The following is a 23,137-nucleotide window of genomic DNA, read 5'->3' on the forward strand; positions in this document are numbered from 1 at the left end:
GAGGCCGCCCGACGCCGGGGAGCCGCGCCGTCCTACGGCGGTGGCGGCGCCGGAAGGGTCGAGGGATCGAGCATCAGCAACTGCTCCCCCGCCGAGACGAAGCCCGCCCGCCGGTAGAACGCCGCGCTCCCCGACGTGGGGGCGAGCAGCAGCCGCCGGTAGCGGCGTTCCCTGGCGTGCTCCAGCGCCGCGGCGAGCAGGGCCGCGGGCACACCGCGGTCGGCGAAGGCCGCGAGCACGAAGGCGTTGCCGACGTGCCCGATGCGGCCGCCGCGCGCGCCGGGGCGGGGCATGTGCACGATCTCCACCACGTTGATGGAGCCGATGGCCGTGAACCCGCTGCGCGGCGTCCCGACCTCGGCCAGCCAGAACGTCCGGCGGGGCAGTTCCACGCGCCACCACTGTTCGAACGCGGCCTCGAAACCGGGATCGTCGACCGGCCGCCCCGCGCGTTCCTCCAGCCAGGCCCGGCGCAGCTGGGCCAGTGCGACCACGTCGCGCTCGTCGGCGACCCGGATTCCGAGCGGTGGACCGGAACCGGTGCGATCAGCCACTCGTGCCCGGGCCTCCGGAGAGGGGGTTCACGACGGTCAGCGGGATGAGCGTGGTGCCGCTGGGCCCCACCTCGATGTCCGTGCCGGTGGACGGGCAGACACCGCAGTCGAAGCACGGCGTCCACCGGCAGTCGTCCTGCTCGCGGCCCGACAGGGCGTCCTGCCAATCGTCCCAGAGCCAGTCGCGCTCCAGGCCGGAGTCGAGGTGGTCCCAGGGCAGCACCTCGTCGCGCCCGCGCTCCCGGGTGGTGAACCAGTCGAGCGAGACCCCGAGCGGCTCCAGTTCGGCCGCCGCGGCACCCGTCCAGCGCTCGTAGGAGAAGTGCTCGCTCCAGCCGTCGAACCGGCCGCCGTCGCGCCAGACCCGCTCGATCACCCGGCCGACGCGCCGGTCGCCACGAGCGAGAAGGCCTTCGATCAGCGAGGGCTGCCCGTCGTGGTAGCGCATCCCGACGTTGCGGCCGAGCTTGCGGTTGCTGTTGACGGCCGCACGCAGCTTGCGCAGCCGCTCGTCGACCACGTCGGGGTGGGCCTGCGGGGCCCACTGGAACGGGGTGTGCGGCTTCGGGACGAACCCGCCGATCGAGATGGTGCAGCGGACGTCGTTGTGACCGGACGCCGCACGGCCGGCCTGGATCACCCGGTGGGCCATCCCGGCGATCTCCAGGACGTCCTCGTCCTCCTCGGTGGGCAACCCGCACATGAAGTAGAGCTTCACCTGCCGCCAGCCCTGCGCGAACGCCTCGGAGACGGTGCGGATCAGGTCCTCCTCCGACACCATCTTGTTGATCACGCGCCGGATCCGCTCGGACCCGCCCTCCGGGGCGAACGTGAGCCCGGAGCGGCGGCCGTTGCGGGAGATCTCGTTGGCGAGGTCGATGTTGAACGCGTCGACCCGGGTGCTCGGCAGCGACAACGACGTGTTCGTGCCCTCGTACCGGTCGGCGAGCCCTTTGGTGATCTCGGCGATCTCGGAGTGGTCGGCGCTCGACAGCGACAACAGCCCGACCTCGTCGAACCCGCTGGCACGCACCGCGGAGTCGACCATCTCGCCGATCCCGGCCAACGACCGCTCGCGCACCGGCCGGGTGATCATCCCGGCCTGGCAGAACCGGCAGCCGCGCGTGCAGCCACGGAAGATCTCCACGCTGGCCCGCTCGTGCACCGTCTCGGCCAGCGGCACCAGCGGCTGCTTCGGGTACGGCCAGGCGTCCAGGTCGCTGGTGGTGCGCTTGGTGACCGTGCGCGGGACGCGCTCGTCGACCGGCACGACCGCGGCGATCGCACCGTCGTCGTCGTAGGTGACGTCGTAGAGCGACGGGACATAACAGCCGTCGACGGCGGCCAGGCGCAGCAACAGCTCGCCGCGGCCACCGGGCCTGCCCTCGGCCTTCCATTCCCTGACCACGTCGGTGATGTCCCCGACGACCTCCTCGCCGTCGCCGATCGCGGCCACGTCGACGAAGTCGGCGATCGGCTCCGGGTTGAACGCCGCGTGGCCGCCCGCGACCACGACCGGGTGGTCGATCCCGCGGTCGGTGGCGTACAGCGGGATCCCGGCGAGGTCCAGTGCGGTGAGCAGGTTGGTGTAGCCGAGCTCCGTGGAGAAGCTCACGCCGAGCACGTCGAAGGCTCCGAGCGGCCGGTGCCCGTCGACGGTGAAGGCGGGCACGTGGTGCTCGCGCATCAGCGCCTCGAGGTCGGGCCAGACGGCGTAGCAGCGCTCGGCGAGCGCGTCGGCCCGCTCGTTGAGCAGCTCGTAGAGGATCATGATGCCCTGGTTGGGCAGCCCCACCTCGTACGCGTCGGGGTACATCAGCGCCCACCGCACCGCGGCCGACTCCCAGTCCTTGAGCTGCGCGTTCAGCTCACCGCCGACGTACTGCACGGGCTTGGAGACACGCGGCAGCAGCGGTTCGAGGTCGGCGAACACGGTGGGAGCGGTCATGGTGCCTCGGAGGTGAGTGCGTCGCCGGTCATGCTGGTCCAGGGTAGTCGCATCATCGGGGCGGCCGGTGACCGCGCGGTCTCCGGCCGGGGCCCCGCAGGTCGGTACGGTGATCGCCGGGACGAACGAGGGAGCGCGCCGATGGCCGTCGGACGCATACCAGCCGCCCTGCTCGCCGCTGCCGCGCTGGTGGTCGTGCCCGTCGTGACCCTGCCGCTGCCGTGGTGGACCGCCCCGCGGCAGCCCGTGGTGCTCCTCGGCGTCGACCCCGCGGCGCCGGGCGCCGCCGCGCGCTGGTCGGGCTGGGAACTGCTCGGCACGCTCCGCACCGCCCTGCTGGTCGCTCTCGTCGTGGCGGCCGTGAGCGCGGTGCTGCTGTCGCGACGCGGGGGACGCCGGGCCGTGGCCGCGCGGGTACTGCTCGTCGCGGCCGGGGCCGGGCTCGTCGCGACCGGGGTGTGGGTGCTGGTCGGCTGGGGCGGCGCCGCGGCGGTGGGCGCCGTGCTCGCGATCCTCTCGGGTGTCGGCGCCGTGGTGCTCGCGGCGATCCGGACCCCCCGGGCCACCGTGGTGAGCATCCTCGTCGCCGACTTCCTCGCCGTGGCGCTCGTGGCAGCGGCCGTCCCGCTCCTGCCGGGCGGGGCCGGCGCCCCCACCGGGGCCCACTCCGCCGGGCCGTTCGTGCGGGTCGCCGGGCTGGACGCGCCGCAGTTCCGCGGCGGCACGGCGGGGCTCGCCGGATCGGCCGGGACCCGGGTCGTCGCCCTCGACGCCGGTGTCGGCGCCGCGAGCCGGGACGGACTCGCCGTCGTGGACGCCGGCGGACGGGCCGACGTGCTGGCCCTGACCCCGCACGACCCACCCTCGGTCGCCGGCCCGTCGATCCTCGGGGTGAGCGGCGGCCGGGTGGTGCGCTGGTCGGCCGTCGACGCCCTGACGGTGACGGGGCTCGACGCCGCCGACCCCGTGGCCGTCACCGTGCACGGCGTCAGCGCCGCGAGCCCACCAGGCCCGGACGGCGTGGTGTGGCTGCGCGCCACCGGCGACCCACCCGGCACCGCCCGCCTCCTCGACCTCGCCGAGCGCAACGGCACGCAGTCCGCCGCCGGCACCTTCCTGCCCGTGTTCACCATCCTCGGACCCACCGACAGCGCCCCCATCGACGTCACCACGGTGTTGCCCGTGCCCGACGGCGGCCTGCGTTTCGTCCCGCAGGCGGCCGGCGTACGCCTGGAACGGCTGTCGAGCGGGCCGACCGCCCGCGCGGAGGTCACGGCGCTGGCAGGCGGGCTCGACCCCGGCTGCGGGATCACCGGCTCCGGCCCGGCGAGCTTCCTGCCCGGCCCGAGCCCTCTCGCCGTCGACGCGCGGGGCGGCATCTGGTTCGTTGCGGGCGACGCCGCGGCGGCGCGGCTCGTCCGGCTGCACCCGGGTGGGGACCTCCGGGCCGTGGCGGCACCGTTGCCGGGTGCGGTCACCGCCCTGACGGTGGCTCCGACGGGTGACGTCGTGCTCGCGCTGGCCGGGGCCGACGGCCCGGCGCTGTGGCGGCTCCCGCAGCCGGACTCCGCGCTCGGCGACCTCCCGCCGCCGCCTTCGTCGTGCACTCCGAGCCCCGCGGCGGTGGCCCGGCCCGTCGGCCTGGTGCCGGTGGCCCGGGCCGGGCGCGACACGCTCGGGGTGCCCATCGGCGTGGACGGGCGGTGGGCGGCCGGCGCGGCTGGGCTGGCCACCGAGGTGGCCGTCGTCGCCGCCGACGGGACGCGCACCCCGGTCGGCACGCGCCGCGACGGCACCACGGACCGGGTCTGGCCCGACGGTGCGGGCGGCGTGTGGTGGCTCGAGTCCCCCACCGGCACCGACCCGCCGATCGCGCTCGTGCACGGGACCGCCGCCGGTGAGCAGCGGTTCGCGGCCGTCCCCGACCCGGCAGCGGGCACAGGGGGCGCTACCGGCCTGGTCCCCGACCTCGGCGGCCGCCCGCCGCTGCTCGCCACGGCGGCCGGCGCGTTCCGGGTCGACGGCGGTGCGGCCGTGCGTGTCCTCGACGGGAGGGTCGGCAGCGGGGTCGTCCGCACCGACGGCCGCGGCTGGGTGCTCGTGGACGGCAGGCTGCTCGCCCTCGACGGCGATCGCGTGTTGGGCGCGGTGGTCGACGCGGGCGGCCGGGCCGGCGACATCACGCCGGTGGCGGTCCAGCTCGCCCGCGGCGTGGCGCCCGCGGCGCTGGCCCTGCCGCGCGCCACCGTGGCCCTCGACCGGGCGGGGCGCGCCGTCGTGGTGGCCGACGACGTGGTGCTCGCGGTCGGCGACGACGGCGGCGTCTCCGTGGTGGCACAGGACCGGCGGCTGGTGGGCCTCGGGCTGTTCGCCGCCGAGGGCGGCCTCATGGCCTATGCCGCGGGGGACGTGCTCCGGGTGGACCTCCCCTGAGGTCTAACCCCAGGCGGCACGCATGGGGTTGCCCGCTGTGGTGAGCCTGCGGGTGGTGGCGGCGATGACCACCACGATCGCGATCGCCCCGGCGACGACCACCCCGGCAGGCGGGTCGTTGAGGGCGATGCCGGCGGCCGCCCACACCGCCGCGACCGCATAGCCGACGACAGCCGTGCCGGAGAGCACCACCCACGACGCGATCACCGCGACCGCCAGCAACACGACGACCGCCGCGATCGCGGCCAGCGCCCCGGTGCCCGGCAGCCCGACCCACACCCCGGTGGCGGCGGTGCCGAGCGCGGTGGCGAACGACACCCAGCCCGTGTACAGCGCGACGGTGCCGCGCAGCACCACCCGCTCCAGCACGCTCTCGGCGGGCACGCGGGTGAGGCGCCCGAACACGACGGCCAGCGCGACGAGCAGCACGAGGATCACCAGCTCGGCGAGTGGCAGCCAGCCGGCCCCGAACGCCAGCACCCAGCCGGCGTTGAGCACGGCCGACACCGCGAGCCACCAGCCGATCTCCCGGTGGAGCTGCCGTCCCCGCTGACCCGGTAGCGCCTGGTAGACCGCGTAGGCGAGGAACCCGGCGTAGATCGGCGCCCAGATGGCGAACGCCCACCCGGCGGCGAGCAGCGGCGTGGCGTAGTCGCGAGCGACGACCCCGATGGGCTCCCCGATGGCCCCGGTTCCGGCGAGCGCCGAGACGACGATCTGGAGCACCGCGAGCAGCACCACCACGATGGTGCGGACGAGGTCGACGAGCGCAGGCCGCTGGGACGTTACCGTCATGGCAGCCATTGTCGGCCTGCCCGCGGCTGCCCGGCCAACCGAGTCGATGACGGGTCGGTGACGGGTCGGGACACCAGGGCGAGTGGAAGATCGGCTGGCCCTGCTACTTCAGCAGAAGGACGTCCAGCCGTCGCGACGCCACCGTGACTCCGAGCGCGATCATCACGACGAAGTACGACAGGTGGCCGAGCATCCCGAGGTGCACCGCGCCCGTGGTGAGACCGCGCATCAGCTCGACGGCATGGAAGAGCGGCAGGCACTCCACCACGATCTGCAGCCACCGCGGGTAGACCGAGAGCGGATAGAACGTGGTGGAGAACAGGAACATCGGCAGGATCGCGAGCGTGACCAGGTCGAAGTCCTGCCATGACCGCATGAACGAGGTGGCCGCCATGCCGACCGCGGCGAACGCGAACGCCACCACGAGCGCGGCGGGCAGCGCGAGGAGCGCCCACGGGGAGACGAGCAGCCCGAAGCCCGCCATCACCGACAGGAACCCCAGCGCGTAGAGGCCGCCGCGGATGAGCGCCCAGCCGATCTCCCCGAGCGCGATGTCGACCGGCCCGAGCGGCGTGGCCAGCATGGCCTCGTAGAGCCGGCCGTACTTGAGCTTGAAGAAGACGTTGAAGGTGGCGTCGAACACGGCCCCGTTCATCGCCGAGGCGGCAAGCAACCCCGGCGCGATGAAGGCCGCGTAGCTGATGGGCGCGCCGTCGGGCCCGGGGAGGGCCCCGACCAGCGACCCGAGCCCCTGGCCCATCGCGACCAGGTAGAAGACCGGCTCGAAGAACCCCGAGACGAACGCGAGCCAGGCCCGCCGGGACGCCGTGGCCGACCGGAGCAGCAACGCGTGGGAGCGCCCGGCGTAGCTCCCGGTGGGGAACAGCCGCAGCCACGGGACGGGCGCTGGTGCCTGCGTGGTCACCGGACCAGCCTCCTGGCGAAGAATCGGGTGGAGAGCGCGATCCCGAGCGCGAGCAGCGCCACGAGGTAGGCGAGATGCCCCAGCGCTGCGAGCGGCTGCCAGCGGTCGAGCGCGGCCGCGCGGGCGAGTTCGGTGCCGTGCCAGAGCGGGGAGACGAACGCGAGGGGCTGCACCCACCCCGGCAGCCGGTCGACCGGGAAGAACGTGCCCGAGAACAGCGTCATCGGGATGACGACGAACCGGAAGAGCGCGTTGAACGCCGCGCCCTCGTTCTCCAGCGTGGCGGAGAACGCGGTGACCAGCGCCGCCACCGCCGCGCCGGTGAGCACAGCAGCCACCAGCGACACCACGATGCCCGCGCTCCCGACGCCTCCGAACAGGGCGATCACGATGATGTAGATGGCGCCGGAACCGGCCATCTTGGCCGCCACCCAGACCAGGTGCCCGAGCGCCACCTGCGCCGGGGAGATCGGGCTCGCCGCCATCGCGTGGTAGACCCGCTGCCACTTGAACCCCGACAGCACCGGATAGGTGGACTCGAACGCCGCGCTCTGCACGGTGGACACGGCCAGCAGCGCCGGCGCGAGCCACACCAGGTAGTCGACGCCGCCGGTGGCCTCCGCGGCACTGCCGGTGCCGGCGACCAGCGACCCGAACCCGACCCCGAAGGCCAGCAGGAACAGCAGCGGCTGCAGCACGGACGACACGGCGGTGGCCCGCCAGTTGCGCCGGTACCAGGTCCAGAAGTGCTCCACCACCAGCAGGACCCCACCCCACGGGCCCGGTGCCCGGCCGGTGGACCGCGGTCCCGCACCGCGGAGCGCGAGCTCGCTCATCAATCCACCAGGGTGCGGCCGGTGAGCCGGAGGAACACGTCCTCCAGCGAGGAGCGCCGCACCAGCGCCGAGAGCGGCACGAAGCCGGCTCGGGCCACCTCGGCATGGGTGTGTTCGCCGTCGGCCGTGTAGAGCAGCAACCGGTCGGGCAGCTCCTCGACCCGCTCGGCCAGAGGCGCGATGACCGCGGCCTCGGGCCGGAGCGCCGGGTCGAACCGCAGCTCAAGCACCTCACGCGTGGAGTAGCGCTCGATCAGCTCGGCGGGCGACCCCTCCGCGACGATCACACCGCCGTCCATCACGACGAGCCGGTCGCACAGCTGCTCGGCCTCGTCCATGTAGTGGGTGGTGATGATCTGGGTGACGCCTTCGCGCTTGAGCCGGTACAGCCGCTCCCACAGCAGGTGGCGCGCTTGCGGGTCGAGACCCGTGGTGGGCTCGTCGAGCAGCAGCAGCTCGGGTTCGTTGACCAGTGAGCGCGCGATGGTGAGGCGGCGCTTCATCCCGCCGGAGAGCGGTTCGACGGCGTCGTCGGCGCGGTCGGTGAGCTGGGCGAACTCCAGCAGCTCGGTGGCCTTGGCCCGCACGTGCGCCCGGGAGAGCCCGAAGTAGCGGCCGTAGATCTGGAGGTTCTGCCGCACCGTGAGCTCGGCGTCGAGGTTGTCGAGCTGGGGGACGACGCCGATACGGGCGCGGATGCGCGGGCCGTCGACATCCGGATCCATGCCGAGCACCTGCAGTGACCCATCCGTGCGGGGCGACACACAGGCGATCATCCGCATGGTGGACGACTTGCCTGCGCCGTTGGGACCCAGGAAGCCGAACACCTCACCGCGGGCGACGTCGATGTCGACACCGCGGACCGCCTCGAAGTCGCCGAAGCGCTTGCGCAGCCCGCGGGCCTGAACCAGTCCATCCGCCACGAGAAGCACGGTATCCGGCGACTCCGACAAAACACGCGCCATTTCAGGCGGCTCTGGACGCCGCAGTAGACCGGTCTCTATAGTCCTGGCGTGCCTGATCGATCCACCACACGTCAGCGCGTGATCCGGACCGCGGCGGACCTGTTCCGCGTGCAGGGCTACCACGCCACCGGCCTCACCCAGATCCTCACCGAAGGCGGTCTGCCGAAGGGCTCGCTGTACTTCCACTTCCACGGCGGGAAGGAACAACTGGCGGTCGAGTCGGTTTGTTTGGCCGGCGCGGAGTTCGGAGCCGCACTCGCCGCAACGCTGGCGAGCACGCCGGATCCCGTGGATGCGCTGGAACGCGCGGTGGCACTGCTCGCGGAGCACCTGGTCGCCACCGACTACCGCGAGGGCTGCCCTGTCGCGACGGTCGCCCTGGACACCGCGGCACACAACGACGCCGTCCGCACGGCCTGCGCCGACGTCTACGGCTCGTGGCAGTCGCTCGTGGCCGACCACCTGCGCGCGGCCGGGGTGGCGGAACCCGACGACCTCGCCACCGTCGTCCTCGCCGCGGTCGAAGGCGCCCTCCTGCTCGCCCGGACCCGCCGCGACGTCGCCCCCCTGCGCGCGGTCGGCAACCGCCTGCGGGTCCTTCTCGACAACGAACGGAGCTCGATATGAGGGTCCACCACCTCAACTGCGGCACGATGCGGCCCTTCGGCGGCAGGCTGGTGAGCGGGACGGGGCCCCTCCTCGCCACCGCCGAGATGGTCTGCCACTGCCTCCTGATCGAGACCGACCACGGCCTCGTCCTGGTGGACAGCGGGCTCGGAACGGGCGACGTCACCGATCCGGACGCGTCACTGAGCAGAGGGTGGCAGTGGCGGTCCCGCCCGGTGCTCGACATCGCGGAGACCGCGCTGCGCCAGGTCGAGCAGCTGGGATACAGCGCGTCCGACGTGCGCCACGTCGTGCTCACCCACCTCGACCTCGACCACGCAGGCGGCCTGCGGGACTTCCCCGACGCCCAGGTGCACGTGCTGCGCACGGAGCTGGAGGCGGCGACCGCCGCGCGCACCAGCGCCGAGCGATTGCGCTACCCGCGCCTCCACTGGTCGCACGTGACCCGGTGGGCACCGCACGACCCGCAGGGCGAGAAGTGGTTCGGCTTCGAGGCGGTGCGCGAGCTTCCCGGACTGCCGGCGGAGATCCTGCTGGTCCCGCTGATCGGCCACACCGTCGGGCACACGGGCGTGGCGGTGCGCGATGGCGACCGCTGGCTGCTGCACGCAGGCGACGCCTACCTCTTCCACGGTGAGATGCGCCCGGAAGCGCCCTGGTGCTCCCCCGGGCTGCGCTTCATCCAGAACCGGATGGAGACCGCACGCGGGCTCCGCCTCGCCAACCAGGACAGGCTTCGCGAGCTGGTGCGCTCCCACGGCGACGAGGTCACGGTGTTCAGCGCCCACGACGCCGTGGAGCTGCGGACCGCTCAGCGCGTCCGGGTGGCCGACGGCCTCAGCGCAGCCGCAGCTGGAACCAGTGCTCGTCGCGCAGGTCGTCCGGGCCGAGCCGCAGCACCTCCGGCCACACACAGACCTCGGTGAAGCCCCGCATCAGGTAGAACGCGGCCAGGTCGGTGTCACCACGGGTGGAGAGCATCAGCTGCTCCAGCCCGAGCGCGGTGGCGTGTGCCACGGCCGCGTCCAGCAGCCTCCTGCCCCAGCCGCGCCCCTGCAGGTCGGGGCGGACCATGAGCCGCAGCACGTCGGCCCGGTGGGCCTGCACGCCGTTGCCGGCACGCAGGAACACCGTGCCGGCGAGCGTGTGGTCGGCGCCGATCACGATGAGCTGCTGGCGCTTGGCGCGAACGTCGCCGACCGCCTGGGCCGCGGCCGCGCGGATGTCCGCCTCGGGGGCGTCCGGGGCGAAGCCGACGGCCCCGCCCGCCCGCGTCACCGCGACCCAGAGCGTGCCCAGCGCCGTGTCCATCTCGGGATGCACCTCGTGCACGAGGTGTGGGCCGCTGACGAAGGGCTCGTCGGCGGCGGGCGTCACAGGTTCGGGAACCAGAGCTTGATCTCGCGGGCCGCGCTCTCCTCGGAGTCGGAGCCGTGGACCAGGTTGAACTGCGTCTCCAGCCCGAAGTCGCCCCGGATGGTGCCCGGCGTGGCCTTGGCGACGGGGTCGGTGCCCCCGGCGAGCTGGCGGAACGCCGCGATGGCCCGCGGACCCTCGACGACGGCCGCGAGCACACGACCCGAGGTGATGAACTCGAGCAGGTCGCCGAAGAAGGGCTTGCCGTCGTGCTCGGCGTAGTGCTGCTCGGCGAGCTCGCGCTCGACGGTGCGCAGCTCCAACGCGACGATGTCGAGGCCCTTGCGCTCGATGCGGGCGAGGACCTCGCCGACCAGCTTGCGCTCGACGCCGTCGGGCTTGACGAGGACCAGGGTGCGTTCAGTCACGCGTCCAGGGTATCCACGGCCCGCGGGAGGGCCGCGTCAGGGATCCCGGAGCTGCTGGCTGGGGAGCTCGCCGCGGGCCATCTTCCCCGCGAGGTCGCGGCGGAGCAGCAGCAGCGCGACCCACACGAGCACGAACACCACGCCCATCACGCCCAGCGCAGGCACCAGCAGGCCACAGGCGACCATCACGACCTGCAGGGCCAGCGCCGGCCGGAGCCCCCACGGTCGCCGCTGCACCCCGGCCGCGACGATCATCGCGACGGCGAGCGCCAGGATCACCCCGACCGCGAGCGGAGTGGCGCCGTCTCCGAACTTCGACAGCACCAGCAGCGAGAGCGCCACCACGATCGACTCCAGGACGAGCGTGGCGGCGAAGACCCCGCGCAGCCCCTTCATGGGGTCGGGGGCGCTCGCGCGGTCGGGAACGGTCACAGCGGTTCCTTGGCGAAGAGGGCCCTCACCTCACCGGCCGTGACCACCGAACCGGTGACCACCACGCCCACTCCGGACTCCCCTGCCTCCTCGGCCAGCTCCCCCGCCTGTTCCACAGCCGTGGCCAGCACGGGCTCCACGCTCACCCGGTCGGAACCGAACACCTCGACGGCGAGCGCGCCGAGCTCGTCGGGGTCCATGACCCGCGGCGACGAGTTGGCCGTGACGACCACCTCGTGCAGCACCGGCTCCAGCTCCTCGAGGATGCCGCGGACGTCCTTGTCACGCATCACCGCGAGCACGCCGACGAGTCGGGTGAACCGGAAGTCGGTGGTCAGGGCGGTGGCCAGCGCGCGGGCGCCGGCAGGGTTGTGCGCGGCGTCGATGAGGACGGTGGGCACGCCCTGGCCCGCCGCGACCCGCTCCAGCCGCCCCGGGGACGCGACGCCGGCGAAGGCGGCGCGCACGGCGTCGGGGTCGAGCGGCTGCCGCGGCCCGGCGCCGATGAGCGCCTCGGCAGCGGCGAGCGCCAGCACGGCGTTGCTCGCCTGGTGCTCGCCGTGCAGCGGCAGGAAGATGTCGTCGTAGGTGCCGGCGAGACCCTGCAGCGTGAGCCGCTGGCCGCCCACCGCGATCTCGCGCTCGCGCACGCCGAACTCGGCGCCCTCCCGGGCCACCTGCGCGTCCACCTCGACGCAGCGCTCCAGCAGCACCTCGGCCACGGCCTTGTCCTGCGCGGCCAGCACGGCCACCGCGCCGGGCTTGATGATCCCGGCCTTCTCCCTGGCGATGCCGAGGATGTCGGTGCCGAGGAACTCCTGGTGGTCGAGCCCGATCGGGGTGACCACCGCGACGTTGCCGTCGGCGACGTTGGTGGCGTCCCAGCGGCCGCCCAGCCCGACCTCGAGGATCGCCGCCTCGACCGGCGCGTCGGCGAAGGCGGAGAAGCCCATCGCCGTGAGCACCTCGAACTTCGACAGCGTGCCGAGCTTCGCGTCCACCATCTCCGCGAACGGCAGGACGTCCCGGTAGATCTCGACGAAGCGCTCCGGCGTGATCGGCCGGCCGTCGATGGTGATCCGCTCGGTGACCCGCTGCAGGTGCGGGCTCGTGTAACGGCCGGTGCGCAGACCGATCTCGGTGAGCAGGGCGTCGACCATCCGGGACGTGGACGTCTTCCCGTTGGTGCCGGTCAGGTGCACGATCGGGTAGCCGCGGTGCGGGTCGCCGAGCACGTCGACGAGCGCGGCGATCCGGTCCAGCGACGGCTCGATCACCGTCTCCGGGGCGCGCCGGTCGAGCTCGGCGTCGGCGGCGAGGAACTCGGCGAAGCCGATCACCGACGACTGAGCAGGCACGACGTCGGGGCTCTCCCCGCCGCGGATGGCGTCGAGGACGTGCGAGACCACCGTGTCCTCGGCCAGCTGCTCCGGCGACCGGACCTCGCCCTCGCCCTCGGGCAGCTCGTCGGATGGCCTGCTCATGATGCCGGGAGGGCGGCCAGCCTGGCCTCGACGCGGTCGATGTCGGCGGCGGCCGCGGCACGCCGTGACCGGATGCCGTCGACGACGTCGGCGGGCGCCTTCTCGACGAACTTGGGGTTGCCGAGCTTCTTGTCCGCCTGGTCGAGCTCCTTCTGCGCGGCGGCCAGGTCGCGCGCCAGCCGCGCACGCTCAGCCGCCACATCGATGGCGCCCGAGGTGTCGATCTCCACGTGGACGGCGCCCCCGGCCAGCCCGACCTCGAACGACGCGGTGGGCGCGAACTCGGCCCCCGGCGGGTCGAGGCGGACCAGCGAGCTGACGGCGGCGCGGTGCGCCCCGAGCCCTGCCTCGTCCAGCCCGACGAGGCGGACGGCGATCCGGCGGCTGTCGGGGACGCGCTGCTCGGTGCGGAAGCGGCGCACCTCGGTGATCAGCCGCTGCACGTCGAGGACCCGCGCCGTGGCCGCGGCGTCGGTGGACGCACCGGCGTCGACCGGCCAGTCGGCGACGACGACCGACTCCCGCCCGGTGAGCCCCTGCCACAACGCCTCGGTCAGGAACGGGATGACCGGGTGGAGCAGGCGTAGCAGCGCGTCGAGGACGTGCCCGAGGACGGCGCGGGTGCCGTCGGCCGTGGCCTCGTCACGCAGCTGGACCTTGGCCAGCTCGACGTACCAGTCGCACAGCTCGTCCCAGGTGAAGTGGTAGAGCCCCTCCACCGCCTTGGCGAACTGGAAGTCCTCCAGCAGCGCGTCGGTCTGCTCGCGGACCTCGCGCAGCCGCCCGAGGATCCAGCGGTCGGCGTCGGTGGGCGCGGCGGGCAGCGGAAGCGCCGGGGACGCCCCGTTGGACAGCGCGAAGCGGGTGGCGTTCCACAGCTTGGTGCCGAAGTTGCGCGACGCCTGGACGGCGTCCTCGCCGATCGGGACGTCGGTGCCCGGGTTGGCGCCGCGGGCCAGCGCGAAACGCAGGGCGTCGGTGCCGTAGCGGTCCATCCACTCCAACGGGTCGACCGAGTTGCCGGACGACTTCGACATCTTCTTGCCGAACTGGTCGCGGACCATCCCGTGCAGGGCGATGGTGTGGAACGGGATCGCATCGGCCGAGCCCCGGTCCTGCATGGCGTACAGGCCGAACATCATCATCCGGGCGACCCAGAAGAACAGGATGTCGTAGCCCGTGACCAGCACCGACGTCGGATAGAACTTCGCGAGGTCGGGGGTCTCGTCCGGCCAGCCCAGCGTGGAGAACGGCCACAGGGCCGAGGAGAACCACGTGTCGAGGACGTCCTCGTCCTGCGTCCAGCCGGCAGGCGGCTCCTCGTCGGGCCCGACGCAGACCATCTCGCCGTCGGGGCCGTACCAGACCGGGATGCGGTGGCCCCACCACAGCTGCCGGCTGATCGTCCAGTCGTGCATGTTGTCGACCCAGCCGAACCAGCGGGGCTCGAGCTCCTTCGGGTGCACGGCGACGCGGCCGTCGCGGACGGCGTCGCCCGCGGCCTTCGCGAGCGGCGCCACCTTGACGAACCACTGCAGCGACAGCCGCGGCTCGATCGGCTCCTTCGAGCCCCGGGACGAGTGCCCGACGCTGTGGAGGTAGGGCCGCTTCTCGGCGACGATCCGGCCCTGCGCCGCCAGCGCCTCGCGCACGGCGACGCGCGCCTCGAAGCGGTCCATGCCGTCGAACTCGGTGCCCGTGTTCGCGATCCGCCCGGACTCGTCCATGATCGAGGGCATCGGCAGGTCGTGACGCCGCCCGATCTCGAAGTCGTTGGGGTCGTGCGCCGGGGTGACCTTGACAGCGCCGGTGCCGAAGCTCGGGTCGACGTGCTCGTCGGCCACGACCTTGATCATGCGCCCGACCAGCGGCAGCTCGATCTCCCGGCCGACGAGGTGGGTGTAGCGCTCGTCGTCGGGGTGGACGGCGATGGCGGTGTCGCCGAGCATCGTCTCGACGCGGGTGGTGGCGACGACCACCGAATCGTCGCCGTCGCCGTAGCGGATGGAGACGAGCTCGCCCTCGACCTCGCGGTGCTCGACCTCGACGTCGGACAGGACGCTGCGCAGCTCCGGCGACCAGTTGACCATCCGCTCGGCGCGGTAGATCAGGCCGTCGTCGTAGAGCCGCTTGAAGATGGTGCCGACGGCGCGGCTGAGCCCCTCGTCCATCGTGAAGCGCTCGCGCGACCAGTCGACGCTGTCGCCGAGGCGGCGCATCTGGTCGAGGATCTTGCCGCCGTGCTCGGCCTTCCACTGCCAGGTGCGTTCGACGAACGCCTCGCGACCCATCTCGCGGCGGCTCGTGCCCTCCGCGGCGAGCGCGCGCTCGACGAGCGCGTGGACCGCGATGGACGCGTGGTCCATGCCGGGGAGCCACAGCGTCTCGTAGCCCTGCATGCGACGGCGCCGCACCAGGATGTCGATGAGGGTGTGCTCGAAGGCGTGGCCGATGTGCAGGCTGCCCGTGACGTTCGGCGGCGGGATGACGTTGCTGAACGACGGCTTGTCGCTCGACGCGTCGGCGGTGAAGTAACCGGCGTCCACCCACCGCTGGTACATACCGGCCTCTACCTCACCCGGATTCCACTGGGCGGGCAGGTCGGCAGTGCGGGATGGGAGGGTGTCGGTCACCCTTCGAGTCTACGAGCCGTCGTCGACCCGGTTCTGCGCGCACCCACCCCGGGGGGCGGGAGCAGGAGGGCGTGCAGGCGGTGGAAGCCCAGCACCGGGGCCGTCCGGCGCTGCCGCACGAGGCGCAGGTCCAGCGCGCGCACCCGCCCGCTGCCGGGCTCGTAGACCCGCCAGCTGTCGGCGTCGACCACACCGAGCGCCAGTACGTAGTGCCGCGGCACCAGCGAGCCGACGAGCATCGGCACCGGCCTGCCTGCCGCGAGGGCGGCGGTCGCCTCGTCGAGCGCGGCCGTGAGGTCGGCGCGGGACCTGTCGTCCACCAGCCGCACCCGGTACGGCCCCGCGCCGGGGACGTGCCGGCGCAGCCACCGCACCATCCCCCACGGCGTGGTGCCGAGCGCCCGGGGCCAGAAGCGGTTGGTCTGCCGGTGCACCTGCTGCTGGCGCGCGTCGTACCGCGCGCCGAACCCGCTCGCGACGCCGTGCGCGCCGGCCACGGTCGTACCGGAGGCGGTGGCCGCACCGGCCACCGCCTCCCCGTCCAGCCGCAGCATCTCGGCCGGGTCGGCCCAGGCCGCCAGCGCGACCAGCACGGCGCTGCCGCAGGCCGTCCGGTCCACCTGGTCGAGCCGCGCGTCGCCGCGGCGCTGCTCACCCATGTGCTCGCCGAGCAGCGGCCTGCGCCCGCCCGCCAGCGGGAGCACCTCCGCGACCCGGCCCGGCTGCCGCGCACCACGCAGGACGAGCGACCGGACCCGCCGCGCCACACCGCACACCGTCCGCATGCCGCGATCCTCCCTGCGGACGGCCCGATGCGCACCTCCCCGGGGATTTCTCCTGGCTCTCCGTCAGCGCGCCGCGGTCAGCGCCGTCGACCAGAGCTCCCCGCCGTCCTGGGCGCGCAGAGTCACGCGAAGCTCCCCGCCGCCGGGAGCGACCTCGACCTCGCCGAAGTGCTGGAATCCCTCCATCGGGGAGGCGTTCGCCACCGGGGGCGTCCGCGAGAACACGACCTCGGGACCGAACGTGGAGTCCATCGCGTTGGGCCCGAACGCCCCGGCGTTCAGCGGGCCGGAGACGAACTCCCAGAACTCGTCGAACTCCGTGAAGGCCGCGCGGGACGGCGAGTACGTGATCGCTGCCGTGTAGTGGACGTCGGCGGTCAGCCAGACGACGTTGCGCACCTTGCGCTTCTTGAGCTGGGTCAGCACCCAGGCGATCTCCGCCTCGCGACCGCTCGGCGGGCCCGCGACGCCGTTGGCGACGGCCTCCCACGCCGTGCCGTCGGGCACCTGGATGCCGATCGGCATGTCCGACGCGACGATCTTCCAGGTGGCCTTCGACGAGGCGAGCCCGTCCACCAGCCACTGCGCCTGCTTCTCGCCGAGGATCCGCCCCATCGGCGCGGTGTTCGCGTCGTTGGCGTCCCGGTAGGTCCGCATGTCGATCACGAACACCTCGACGTGCGGGCCGTAGGGCAGGCGCCGGTAGACGCGCCCGTCCACCGCGCGGCGCGGGTCCAGCGGCACCCACTCGTGGAAGGCCTGGAACGCCCGCTTCGCGAGCACGTCGACGCGCTTCTCGGTGTAGCGGTCGTCGGTGATCACCTCGCCGGGGTACCAGTTGTTGAGGACCTCGTGGTCGTCCCACTGGTTGATCTGCGGCACGGCCGCGCTGAACGCCCGCACGTTGTCGTCGAGCATGTTGTAGGCGTGCTGCCCGCGGTACTCGGCAAGCGTCTCGGCCACCTTGGCCTTCTCCGGTGTCACGACGTTGCGCCACGTCCGGCCGTCGGGCAGCGTGACGCTCTCGGTGAGCGGGTTGTCGGCGTAGATGGTGTCGCCGCTGTGGATGAAGAAGTCCGGGTTGCGGTCGGCCATCGCCGCGAAGATCCGCATGCCGCCGAGGTCCGGGTTGATGCCGAAGCCCTGGCCGACGACGTCACCCGACCACACGAACCGGACGCCGTCGCGCTTGCCGGGCAGCGTGCGGAACGAGCCGCCCACGGCCCCGCTCACGCTGCGGTTGTCGAGGTCCTCGGCCGTGACGCGGTAGTGCACGGTGCGCCCGTCCGCAGGCACGCGCAGCTTGCCCGTGAAGTCGGTGTCCGGGGTCAGGACCGGGCCGCGCAGGGTGCGGGACCTGCGGAACTCCGGGTTGTCGGCCACCTCGACGACCATCCGTGACGGGCGGTCGGCCCGTGCCCAGACCAGTCCGGAACCGGCCAGCACGTCCCCGGACTGGACGCCGTGGGTGAGCACGGGGCGGTCCGGACGGGCGAGGGCGGGCGCGGCGAACGCGGGAGCGGCACTGCCCAGCGGTACGGCGGCGGCGAGGCCACCGATCGCGGCGGTGCGGAGCAGGGTGCGGCGGTCGAGGTGTGGGGAGCGCATGGGAGGCATGCAATCCGATCGGGTGAACCGGACGCCGGATCGTCGAGGGGACGGGCAGGTGAACACTCCCCGTCCGGTTTGCCGCGGGCCATCCCCTACTCCCCGGCACTGACCTCGCGGCGGTCGAGCCGCCAGGAGACGAGAGCCACCGCGATCGCCGCGGCCGCCAGCAGCACCCCGAGGTAGGCCGGGGCCGTGTAGCCCCAGCCGGCCCCGATCGCCAGTCCGCCGAGCGCGGGCCCGAGCGAGTTGCCGACGTTGAACGCCGAGGTGTTGGTGGCGCTCGCCAGTGTCGGCGCGGCTCCCGCCAGCGCGAACACCCGCGCGTTCAACGGCGCCCCCGCGATGAACGCGACGGCTCCGAGCAGCACCACGAGCCCGACGACGACCACGGGCTCCGGCGCGAACACCCCGATCAGCCCGAGCAGCACACCCGCTGCGGTGAGGCCACCGAACAGCGTGGGCCACGGGTACGGGTCGGCCAGCCTGCCGCCGACAACCACGCCGACGAGGCTCCCGAGCCCGAAGCCGAGCAGCACCCCGGGCACCCAGCTCTCTTCCAGGCCGGTGACGTCGGTGAGCAGCGGCGCGATGTAGCTGAACGCGCCGATCATCGCCGACTGGTACAGCGCGGTGGTGCCCAGCGCGAGCCAGAGCCTGCCGCGGCGGAACGCGGCGAACTCGGCGGCCAACCGGGGTGTGGTGCCGCCCGCCGTCCGGCGCGGGACGCTCAGCACCACCCCGACAGCGCTCACGGCGGCCAGTGCACCGACCGCCCAGAACGCCGAGCGCCAGCCGAACTGCTGCCCCACGAGCGTGCCGAGCGGCACCCCGGCGACGTTCGCGACGGTGAGGCCGCCGAGCAGCACCGACAGGGACATGGCCCGCAGTTCCGGCGCCACCACGGACACCGTGACCACGGCCGCCACCGCCCAGAACGCACCGGTCGCGACGGCCGTGACCACCCGGGCGACGAGCAGCACCCCGTACTCGGGCGAGAGCGCGCTGACCACGTGCCCGATGACGAACACGGCGAGCGCGGCCAGGAGCGTGGTGCGCTGGGGCAGCCTCAGCGTCAGCACGGCCATCGCGGGAGCGCCGACGATCATCCCGACCGCGAACGCCGAGATGAGGTAGCCGGCCTCGGGGATACCGACCCCCAGGTCGGCGGCCAGCTGCGGCAGCAGTCCGGCGATCATGAACTCGCTGGTGCCGAGCGCGAAGATGCTCAGCGCCAGCACCGGGACGACCCGCGGGATGCGGGCAGGCAACGACGGTGCAGCGACACCCGGCACGGTTTCCCCTTCGGTGCGAGACCGTCGATCACAACCGGCCATCGTCGCCCCGGATTCCGCGGAACGCCGCGGCCCCGTGGCACAGTGCACTTATGACCCAGATCGCACCCGAGATCCGCGCGTTCCTCACCGAGGGCACCCGCACCGGCAAGCTGGGGTTCGTCGCCGCCGACGGACGGCCACTGGTGGCTCCGGTGTGGTTCGTGGTGGAGGGTCCCGACGACGCTCCCGAACTGGTGTTCAACACGGGCGCGGACACTGCGAAGGGCCGCGCGGTCGCGCGCGACCCCCGCATCGTGATCTGCGTCGACCTCGAGCAGCCGCCCTACGCGTTCGTGCAGGTGCAGGGCGAGGCGACGGTGTCGGAGGACCCCGACGAGCTCCTGCGCACCGCCACCGCGATCGCCACCCGCTACGTGGGCGCCGACCGCGCCGAGGAGTTCGGGAAGCGCAACGGCGTGCCCGGTGAGCTGGTGGTGCGCCTGCGCCCCACGAAGGTGGTCGCCGCGCTGGACATGCTCGGCTCGTGACGGCGGGGGCGGGTCAGGCTCGCTTCGCCTGGTCGCCCGCCGGGGCGCCACGCTCGCTGTCGCTGTCCCAGCCCTCGGCCAGCCTGCTGATCTTCTGGGAGTAGTCCCGGGCGGCCACCGCGGGGTCGTCGGCCCGCCCGGCCGCGACTCCCACGAGGAACGCGGTGACAGGTGCACCCGGACGGCTGACGCCGTGGGCGACGTCGGAGGTCAGGTCGAGCACGAGGTCGGTGGTGGCGGCGCTGTCCAGCGTCTCCTCCAGCCCCAGCTCCCTCGCCACCGCGGTGACCCACTCGGACAGGGCGTTCGCATCGCTACTCGGGCTCACGAGCCCGACCCTATCCGCGGGACCGCGGTGGCGCCCGGCGGGTCGATCAGCCGAACAGGGCAGGGATCTTGATCACGAGCTGGTACAGGCCGTAGCCGAGTGGAATGAGCACCCACAGCCAGGCGACGACGGCGCCCACCCACTGCAGGGCGCCCCACTCGGTTCCGGTGTCCCCGGTGATGTTCTCCGCCGTGCTCATGCGCGTACTCCTGCCGTGGTCGCCGACTCACCGGAGACCGGCTCGTGGAACTTCTCGTTCACCGGGCGGATCAGCTCGTTGCAGATGAACCCGATGGCCAGCAGAACGATCATGATCATGAATGCCGGCGTGTACCGGCCGGGACCCTGCACCCCCGCCTCGATCCGCGCATCCGCGATGGCGTTGACGATGAGCGGGCCCAGCACGCCTGCCGTGGACCAGGCCGTGAGCAACCGCCCGTGGATCGCACCCACCTGGTAGGTGCCGAACAGGTCGCGCAGGTACGCGGGCACCGTGGCGAAGCCCGCCCCGTAGAACGACAGGATGAAGATCGCGCAGACCAGGAACACGACCCGGTTGGTGTTGGTCGTGAGCATGACCGTGAGGTACAGCAGCGCGCCGACCCCGAGGTAGATCCGGTACATGTTCTTGCGGCCCAGGTAGTCCGACACCGAGGACCACAGGATGCGGCCGAGCGAGTTGGCCAGCGACAGGATGGACACGAACCCGACGGCCGCTGCCGCGATCGTCGTGGCGGGCGAGCTGCCACTGAAGAAGTCGACGAAGATCGGGCTGGCGCGCTCGAGGATGCCGATCCCCGCGGTGACGTTGAAGCACAGCACCACCCACAGCAGCCAGAACTGCGGCGTCTTGATCGCGTTGCGCGCCGAGACGTTCCCACGGCTGATGAGCGTGCCCTGCCGGGCCTGGGACGCGTCCCAGCCCGCGGGCTTCCAGTTCTCCGGGGGCACGCGGATCAGCAGCCACCCGACGGACATGAAGACCGCGTAGATCAGGCCCATCACCAGGAACGTCATCGCGATGCCGTGGACGTCCGGGTCACTGCCGGAACCGCCGAACGCCGCGAGCAGCTGGCTGGTGAGCGGCGAGGCGATGAGGGCACCACCGCCGAAGCCCATGATGGCGATGCCCGTGGCGAGACCCGGCCGGTCCGGGAACCACTTGATCAGGGTGGACACCGGCGAGATGTAGCCGATGCCGAGCCCGATACCGCCCACGAAGCCGTAGCCGACCACGACCACCCAGTACTGCGAGAAGTACAGGCCCAGTGCGGAGATCAGGAACCCGGCGACGAAGCACGCCGACGCCACGACCATCGCCCAGCGCGGCCCGTTGGCGTCGACCTTCGTGCCGAACAGTGCGGCCGACACGCCGAGCATGATGATGGCCAGCGTGAACGGCAGTGCGCTCTGGACACCCGAGATGCCGAGCCCGGCCTCCAGCGGCGGCTTGAAAACGCTCCACGCGTAGGCCTGGCCGATGGCCAGGTGGATCGACAGAGCCGCGGGCGGGATGAGCCACCGACTCCATCCCGGAGGAGCGACGATCCGCTCCCGTTGGAGAAACCCAGCAGCCATGACGGTCCCCTTGCCTTGAGCACACTTTGCGCCCAGAACTTAGGAGGATCTTATTGCAGATGCAACTCGCGCAGGGGGCTTGACCAGGACATATGAGGCAACCAAGACCATCCGGTCAAGATTTTCCCAAGAGCTGACCAAGATCCGATACGACGAGCACGCGCGCCGATACGGGCTGTGGCAGACCGAACGCCGGCCCCGCGTTCGGGACCGGCGTTCGACCGTGCGAGTTGAGCTCTCGGAGCGCGCTCCTAAGCGGAACGTTCCCGGCGCTCGCGCCGCGGGGGCACCCGCGGCACGATCGTGGGGTTCACGTTCTCGCGCACCGTCTGCTCGGTGACGACCACCTTGGCCACGTCGTCGCGGCTCGGGATGTCGTACATGACCGGCAGCAGCACCTCTTCCATGATCGCCCGCAGGCCGCGGGCGCCGGTGCCGCGCAGGATGGCCTGGTCGGCCACCGCCTCCAGCGCGTCGGCGGTGAACTCCAACTCCACGCCGTCCATCTCGAACAGCTTGTGGTACTGCTTCACCAGGGCGTTGCGCGGCTCGGTGAGGATCTTGACCAGTGCTTCCTTGTCGAGCGAGGTGACCGAGGCGACCACCGGCAGCCGGCCGATGAACTCGGGGATCAGGCCGAACTTGATGAGGTCCTCGGGCATGGTGTCGCCGAAGCTCTCGGCCGCCTCCAGGTCGTTCTTCGAGCGGATCTCCGCACCGAAGCCCAGCCCCCGCCGCCCCACCCGGTCACCGATGATCTTCTCGAGACCCGCGAAGGCCCCGGCCACGATGAACAGCACGTTCGTCGTGTCGATCTGGATGAACTCCTGGTGGGGGTGCTTGCGGCCACCCTGCGGCGGCACGCTCGCGGTGGTGCCCTCGAGGATCTTCAGCAGCGCCTGCTGCACACCCTCGCCGGAGACGTCGCGCGTGATCGACGGGTTCTCCGACTTGCGGGCGATCTTGTCGACCTCGTCGATGTAGATGATCCCGGTCTCGGCGCGCTTGACGTCGTAGTCGGCGGCCTGGATGAGCTTGAGCAGGATGTTCTCGACGTCCTCACCCACGTAACCCGCTTCGGTGAGCGCCGTGGCGTCGGCGATCGCGAACGGGACGTTGAGCAGCTTCGCCAGCGTCTGCGCGAGATAGGTCTTGCCACAGCCGGTGGGGCCGAGCATGAGGATGTTGGACTTCGCGAGCTCGACGCCATCGCCGTCGGCCCCGCGTGCCTTGTCGCCCGCCTGGATGCGCTTGTAGTGGTTGTAGACAGCCACGGAAAGCGTGCGCTTCGTCTGGCTCTGCCCGACGACGTACTGGTCGAGGAAGTCGTGGATCTCAGCAGGCTTGGGGAGCTCGTCGAGCTTTACCTCACCGGCCTCCGCCAGCTCTTCCTCGATGATCTCGTTGCAGAGATCGATGCACTCGTCGCAGATGTAGACGCCAGGACCGGCGATCAGTTTCTTGACCTGTTTCTGGCTCTTCCCGCAGAACGAGCACTTGAGCAGGTCACCGCCGTCGCCGATGCGTGCCATGAGTGCAGACCCCAAATCCCATCTAGCGCTACCCCGTCCGGCGGGCCCGGTAGGAGCGTTCTCGT

General features: G+C 72.4%; 22 protein-coding genes. 4 read left to right on the plus strand and 18 right to left on the minus strand.

The window, feature by feature from the left end:
• Nucleotides 1-32: 32 nt before the first annotated feature.
• Together AC5L35_RS24345 and AC5L35_RS24350 are read right to left on the minus strand one after the other, a co-directional pair.
• A complete protein-coding gene (locus tag AC5L35_RS24345; protein ID WP_495062002.1) occupies nt 33-554 on the minus strand; it encodes a GNAT family N-acetyltransferase in 522 nt (173 codons plus the stop codon).
• A complete protein-coding gene (locus tag AC5L35_RS24350; RefSeq protein WP_495062003.1) occupies nt 547-2,502 on the minus strand; it encodes a TIGR03960 family B12-binding radical SAM protein in 1,956 nt (651 codons plus the stop codon). The genes AC5L35_RS24345 and AC5L35_RS24350 overlap by 8 nt, the downstream gene beginning before the upstream one ends.
• A 141-nt stretch (nt 2,503-2,643) precedes the next feature.
• On the opposite strand from AC5L35_RS24350, the gene AC5L35_RS24355 reads away from it, so the two are divergent.
• Complete coding sequence (locus tag AC5L35_RS24355) at nt 2,644-4,935, plus strand: hypothetical protein (protein WP_495062004.1); 2,292 nt, start codon at nt 2,644-2,646, stop codon at nt 4,933-4,935.
• Between the two features lie 3 nt (nt 4,936-4,938).
• Here the strand turns inward: AC5L35_RS24355 and AC5L35_RS24360 are convergent, their stop codons facing one another.
• The 4 genes from AC5L35_RS24360 to AC5L35_RS24375 form a co-directional block, all read right to left on the minus strand.
• A complete protein-coding gene (locus tag AC5L35_RS24360; protein WP_495062005.1) occupies nt 4,939-5,730 on the minus strand; it encodes a TspO-related membrane protein in 792 nt (263 codons plus the stop codon).
• Nucleotides 5,731-5,833: 103 nt separating this feature from the next.
• A complete protein-coding gene (locus AC5L35_RS24365; protein WP_495062006.1) occupies nt 5,834-6,655 on the minus strand; it encodes an ABC transporter permease in 822 nt (273 codons plus the stop codon).
• Nucleotides 6,652-7,491: an ABC transporter permease gene (locus AC5L35_RS24370; protein ID WP_495062007.1), complete on the minus strand. Its 840-nt coding sequence runs from the start codon at nt 7,489-7,491 to the stop codon at nt 6,652-6,654. The genes AC5L35_RS24365 and AC5L35_RS24370 overlap by 4 nt, the downstream gene beginning before the upstream one ends.
• A complete protein-coding gene (locus AC5L35_RS24375) occupies nt 7,491-8,456 on the minus strand; it encodes an ABC transporter ATP-binding protein (RefSeq protein ID WP_495062008.1) in 966 nt (321 codons plus the stop codon). Before AC5L35_RS24375 ends, AC5L35_RS24370 begins: the two co-directional genes overlap by 1 nt.
• Nucleotides 8,457-8,504: 48 nt before the next feature.
• Here AC5L35_RS24375 and AC5L35_RS24380 point away from each other — a divergent pair, with 48 nt between their 5' ends.
• Nucleotides 8,505-9,083: a TetR/AcrR family transcriptional regulator gene (locus AC5L35_RS24380; protein WP_495062009.1), complete on the plus strand. Its 579-nt coding sequence runs from the start codon at nt 8,505-8,507 to the stop codon at nt 9,081-9,083.
• Nucleotides 9,080-10,009, plus strand: coding sequence for an MBL fold metallo-hydrolase (locus tag AC5L35_RS24385; protein WP_495062010.1), 930 nt, complete (start codon nt 9,080-9,082; stop codon nt 10,007-10,009). The genes AC5L35_RS24380 and AC5L35_RS24385 overlap by 4 nt, the downstream gene beginning before the upstream one ends.
• Here the strand turns inward: AC5L35_RS24385 and AC5L35_RS24390 are convergent.
• From AC5L35_RS24390 to AC5L35_RS24425, 8 genes are all read right to left on the minus strand, one after another.
• Nucleotides 9,921-10,460 (minus strand): GNAT family N-acetyltransferase, encoded by a 540-nt coding sequence (locus AC5L35_RS24390; RefSeq protein WP_495062011.1) that lies wholly within the window; start codon nt 10,458-10,460, stop codon nt 9,921-9,923. The two genes, AC5L35_RS24385 and AC5L35_RS24390, sit on opposite strands and share 89 nt — an antisense overlap.
• Entirely contained in the window at nt 10,457-10,867 is a 411-nt protein-coding gene (ndk, locus tag AC5L35_RS24395; RefSeq protein WP_495062012.1) for a nucleoside-diphosphate kinase, read from the minus strand. Before ndk ends, AC5L35_RS24390 begins: the two co-directional genes overlap by 4 nt.
• 36 nt (nt 10,868-10,903) lie before the next feature.
• Nucleotides 10,904-11,299 carry a DUF4233 domain-containing protein gene (locus AC5L35_RS24400; protein ID WP_495062013.1) on the minus strand — a complete coding sequence of 132 codons (396 nt, stop codon included), beginning with the start codon at nt 11,297-11,299 and terminating at the stop codon, nt 10,904-10,906.
• Nucleotides 11,296-12,783 (minus strand): bifunctional folylpolyglutamate synthase/dihydrofolate synthase, encoded by a 1,488-nt coding sequence (locus AC5L35_RS24405; protein ID WP_495062014.1) that lies wholly within the window; start codon nt 12,781-12,783, stop codon nt 11,296-11,298. Before AC5L35_RS24405 ends, AC5L35_RS24400 begins: the two co-directional genes overlap by 4 nt.
• Entirely contained in the window at nt 12,780-15,416 is a 2,637-nt protein-coding gene (locus tag AC5L35_RS24410; RefSeq protein ID WP_495062015.1) for a valine--tRNA ligase, read from the minus strand. Before AC5L35_RS24410 ends, AC5L35_RS24405 begins: the two co-directional genes overlap by 4 nt.
• Nucleotides 15,413-16,201: a hypothetical protein gene (locus tag AC5L35_RS24415; protein WP_495062016.1), complete on the minus strand. Its 789-nt coding sequence runs from the start codon at nt 16,199-16,201 to the stop codon at nt 15,413-15,415. Before AC5L35_RS24415 ends, AC5L35_RS24410 begins: the two co-directional genes overlap by 4 nt.
• Nucleotides 16,202-16,264: 63 nt before the next feature.
• The gene (locus AC5L35_RS24420) at nt 16,265-17,809 is read right to left on the minus strand and encodes an alkaline phosphatase D family protein (RefSeq protein ID WP_495062017.1); all 1,545 of its coding nucleotides are present in this window, start codon (nt 17,807-17,809) and stop codon (nt 16,265-16,267) included.
• Nucleotides 17,810-17,904: 95 nt separating this feature from the next.
• Nucleotides 17,905-19,104 carry a Cmx/CmrA family chloramphenicol efflux MFS transporter gene (locus AC5L35_RS24425; protein WP_495062018.1) on the minus strand — a complete coding sequence of 400 codons (1,200 nt, stop codon included), beginning with the start codon at nt 19,102-19,104 and terminating at the stop codon, nt 17,905-17,907.
• Nucleotides 19,105-19,196: 92 nt separating this feature from the next.
• On the opposite strand from AC5L35_RS24425, the gene AC5L35_RS24430 reads away from it, so the two are divergent.
• The gene (locus AC5L35_RS24430) at nt 19,197-19,634 is read left to right on the plus strand and encodes a PPOX class F420-dependent oxidoreductase (RefSeq protein ID WP_495062019.1); all 438 of its coding nucleotides are present in this window, start codon (nt 19,197-19,199) and stop codon (nt 19,632-19,634) included.
• Nucleotides 19,635-19,647: 13 nt separating this feature from the next.
• On the opposite strand, the gene AC5L35_RS24435 is transcribed toward AC5L35_RS24430, so the two are convergent.
• The 4 genes from AC5L35_RS24435 to clpX all read right to left on the minus strand — a co-directional run bounded on the left by AC5L35_RS24435 (nt 19,648) and on the right by clpX (nt 23,072).
• Complete coding sequence (locus tag AC5L35_RS24435; RefSeq protein WP_495062020.1) at nt 19,648-19,962, minus strand: DUF6457 domain-containing protein; 315 nt, start codon at nt 19,960-19,962, stop codon at nt 19,648-19,650.
• 46 nt (nt 19,963-20,008) lie between these two features.
• Nucleotides 20,009-20,161 (minus strand): MFS transporter small subunit, encoded by a 153-nt coding sequence (locus AC5L35_RS24440; RefSeq protein ID WP_495062021.1) that lies wholly within the window; start codon nt 20,159-20,161, stop codon nt 20,009-20,011.
• Nucleotides 20,158-21,540: an L-lactate MFS transporter gene (locus tag AC5L35_RS24445; protein ID WP_495062022.1), complete on the minus strand. Its 1,383-nt coding sequence runs from the start codon at nt 21,538-21,540 to the stop codon at nt 20,158-20,160. Before AC5L35_RS24445 ends, AC5L35_RS24440 begins: the two co-directional genes overlap by 4 nt.
• Nucleotides 21,541-21,791: 251 nt before the next feature.
• Entirely contained in the window at nt 21,792-23,072 is a 1,281-nt protein-coding gene (gene clpX / locus AC5L35_RS24450) for an ATP-dependent Clp protease ATP-binding subunit ClpX (RefSeq protein WP_495062023.1), read from the minus strand.
• Nucleotides 23,073-23,137: the final 65 nt, after the last annotated feature.

Source organism: Pseudonocardia sp. OZ21 (assembly GCF_059359135.1).

What these genes read in the sequence shown, in the direction of transcription:
- AC5L35_RS24430 (WP_495062019.1), top strand. Translation starts at nt 19,197, where the DNA reads ATGACCCAGATCGCACCCGAGATCCGCGCGTTCCTCACCGAGGGCACC.
- AC5L35_RS24440 (WP_495062021.1), bottom strand. Translation starts at nt 20,161, where the DNA reads ATGAGCACGGCGGAGAACATCACCGGGGACACCGGAACCGAGTGGGGC.
- AC5L35_RS24420 (WP_495062017.1), bottom strand. Translation starts at nt 17,809, where the DNA reads ATGCGCTCCCCACACCTCGACCGCCGCACCCTGCTCCGCACCGCCGCG.
- clpX (WP_495062023.1), bottom strand. Translation starts at nt 23,072, where the DNA reads ATGGCACGCATCGGCGACGGCGGTGACCTGCTCAAGTGCTCGTTCTGC.
- AC5L35_RS24415 (WP_495062016.1), bottom strand. Translation starts at nt 16,201, where the DNA reads ATGCGGACGGTGTGCGGTGTGGCGCGGCGGGTCCGGTCGCTCGTCCTG.
- AC5L35_RS24385 (WP_495062010.1), top strand. Translation starts at nt 9,080, where the DNA reads ATGAGGGTCCACCACCTCAACTGCGGCACGATGCGGCCCTTCGGCGGC.
- AC5L35_RS24350 (WP_495062003.1), bottom strand. Translation starts at nt 2,502, where the DNA reads ATGACCGCTCCCACCGTGTTCGCCGACCTCGAACCGCTGCTGCCGCGT.
- AC5L35_RS24370 (WP_495062007.1), bottom strand. Translation starts at nt 7,491, where the DNA reads ATGAGCGAGCTCGCGCTCCGCGGTGCGGGACCGCGGTCCACCGGCCGG.
- AC5L35_RS24360 (WP_495062005.1), bottom strand. Translation starts at nt 5,730, where the DNA reads ATGACGGTAACGTCCCAGCGGCCTGCGCTCGTCGACCTCGTCCGCACC.
- AC5L35_RS24355 (WP_495062004.1), top strand. Translation starts at nt 2,644, where the DNA reads ATGGCCGTCGGACGCATACCAGCCGCCCTGCTCGCCGCTGCCGCGCTG.
- AC5L35_RS24405 (WP_495062014.1), bottom strand. Translation starts at nt 12,783, where the DNA reads ATGAGCAGGCCATCCGACGAGCTGCCCGAGGGCGAGGGCGAGGTCCGG.
- AC5L35_RS24445 (WP_495062022.1), bottom strand. Translation starts at nt 21,540, where the DNA reads ATGGCTGCTGGGTTTCTCCAACGGGAGCGGATCGTCGCTCCTCCGGGA.
- AC5L35_RS24375 (WP_495062008.1), bottom strand. Translation starts at nt 8,456, where the DNA reads ATGGCGCGTGTTTTGTCGGAGTCGCCGGATACCGTGCTTCTCGTGGCG.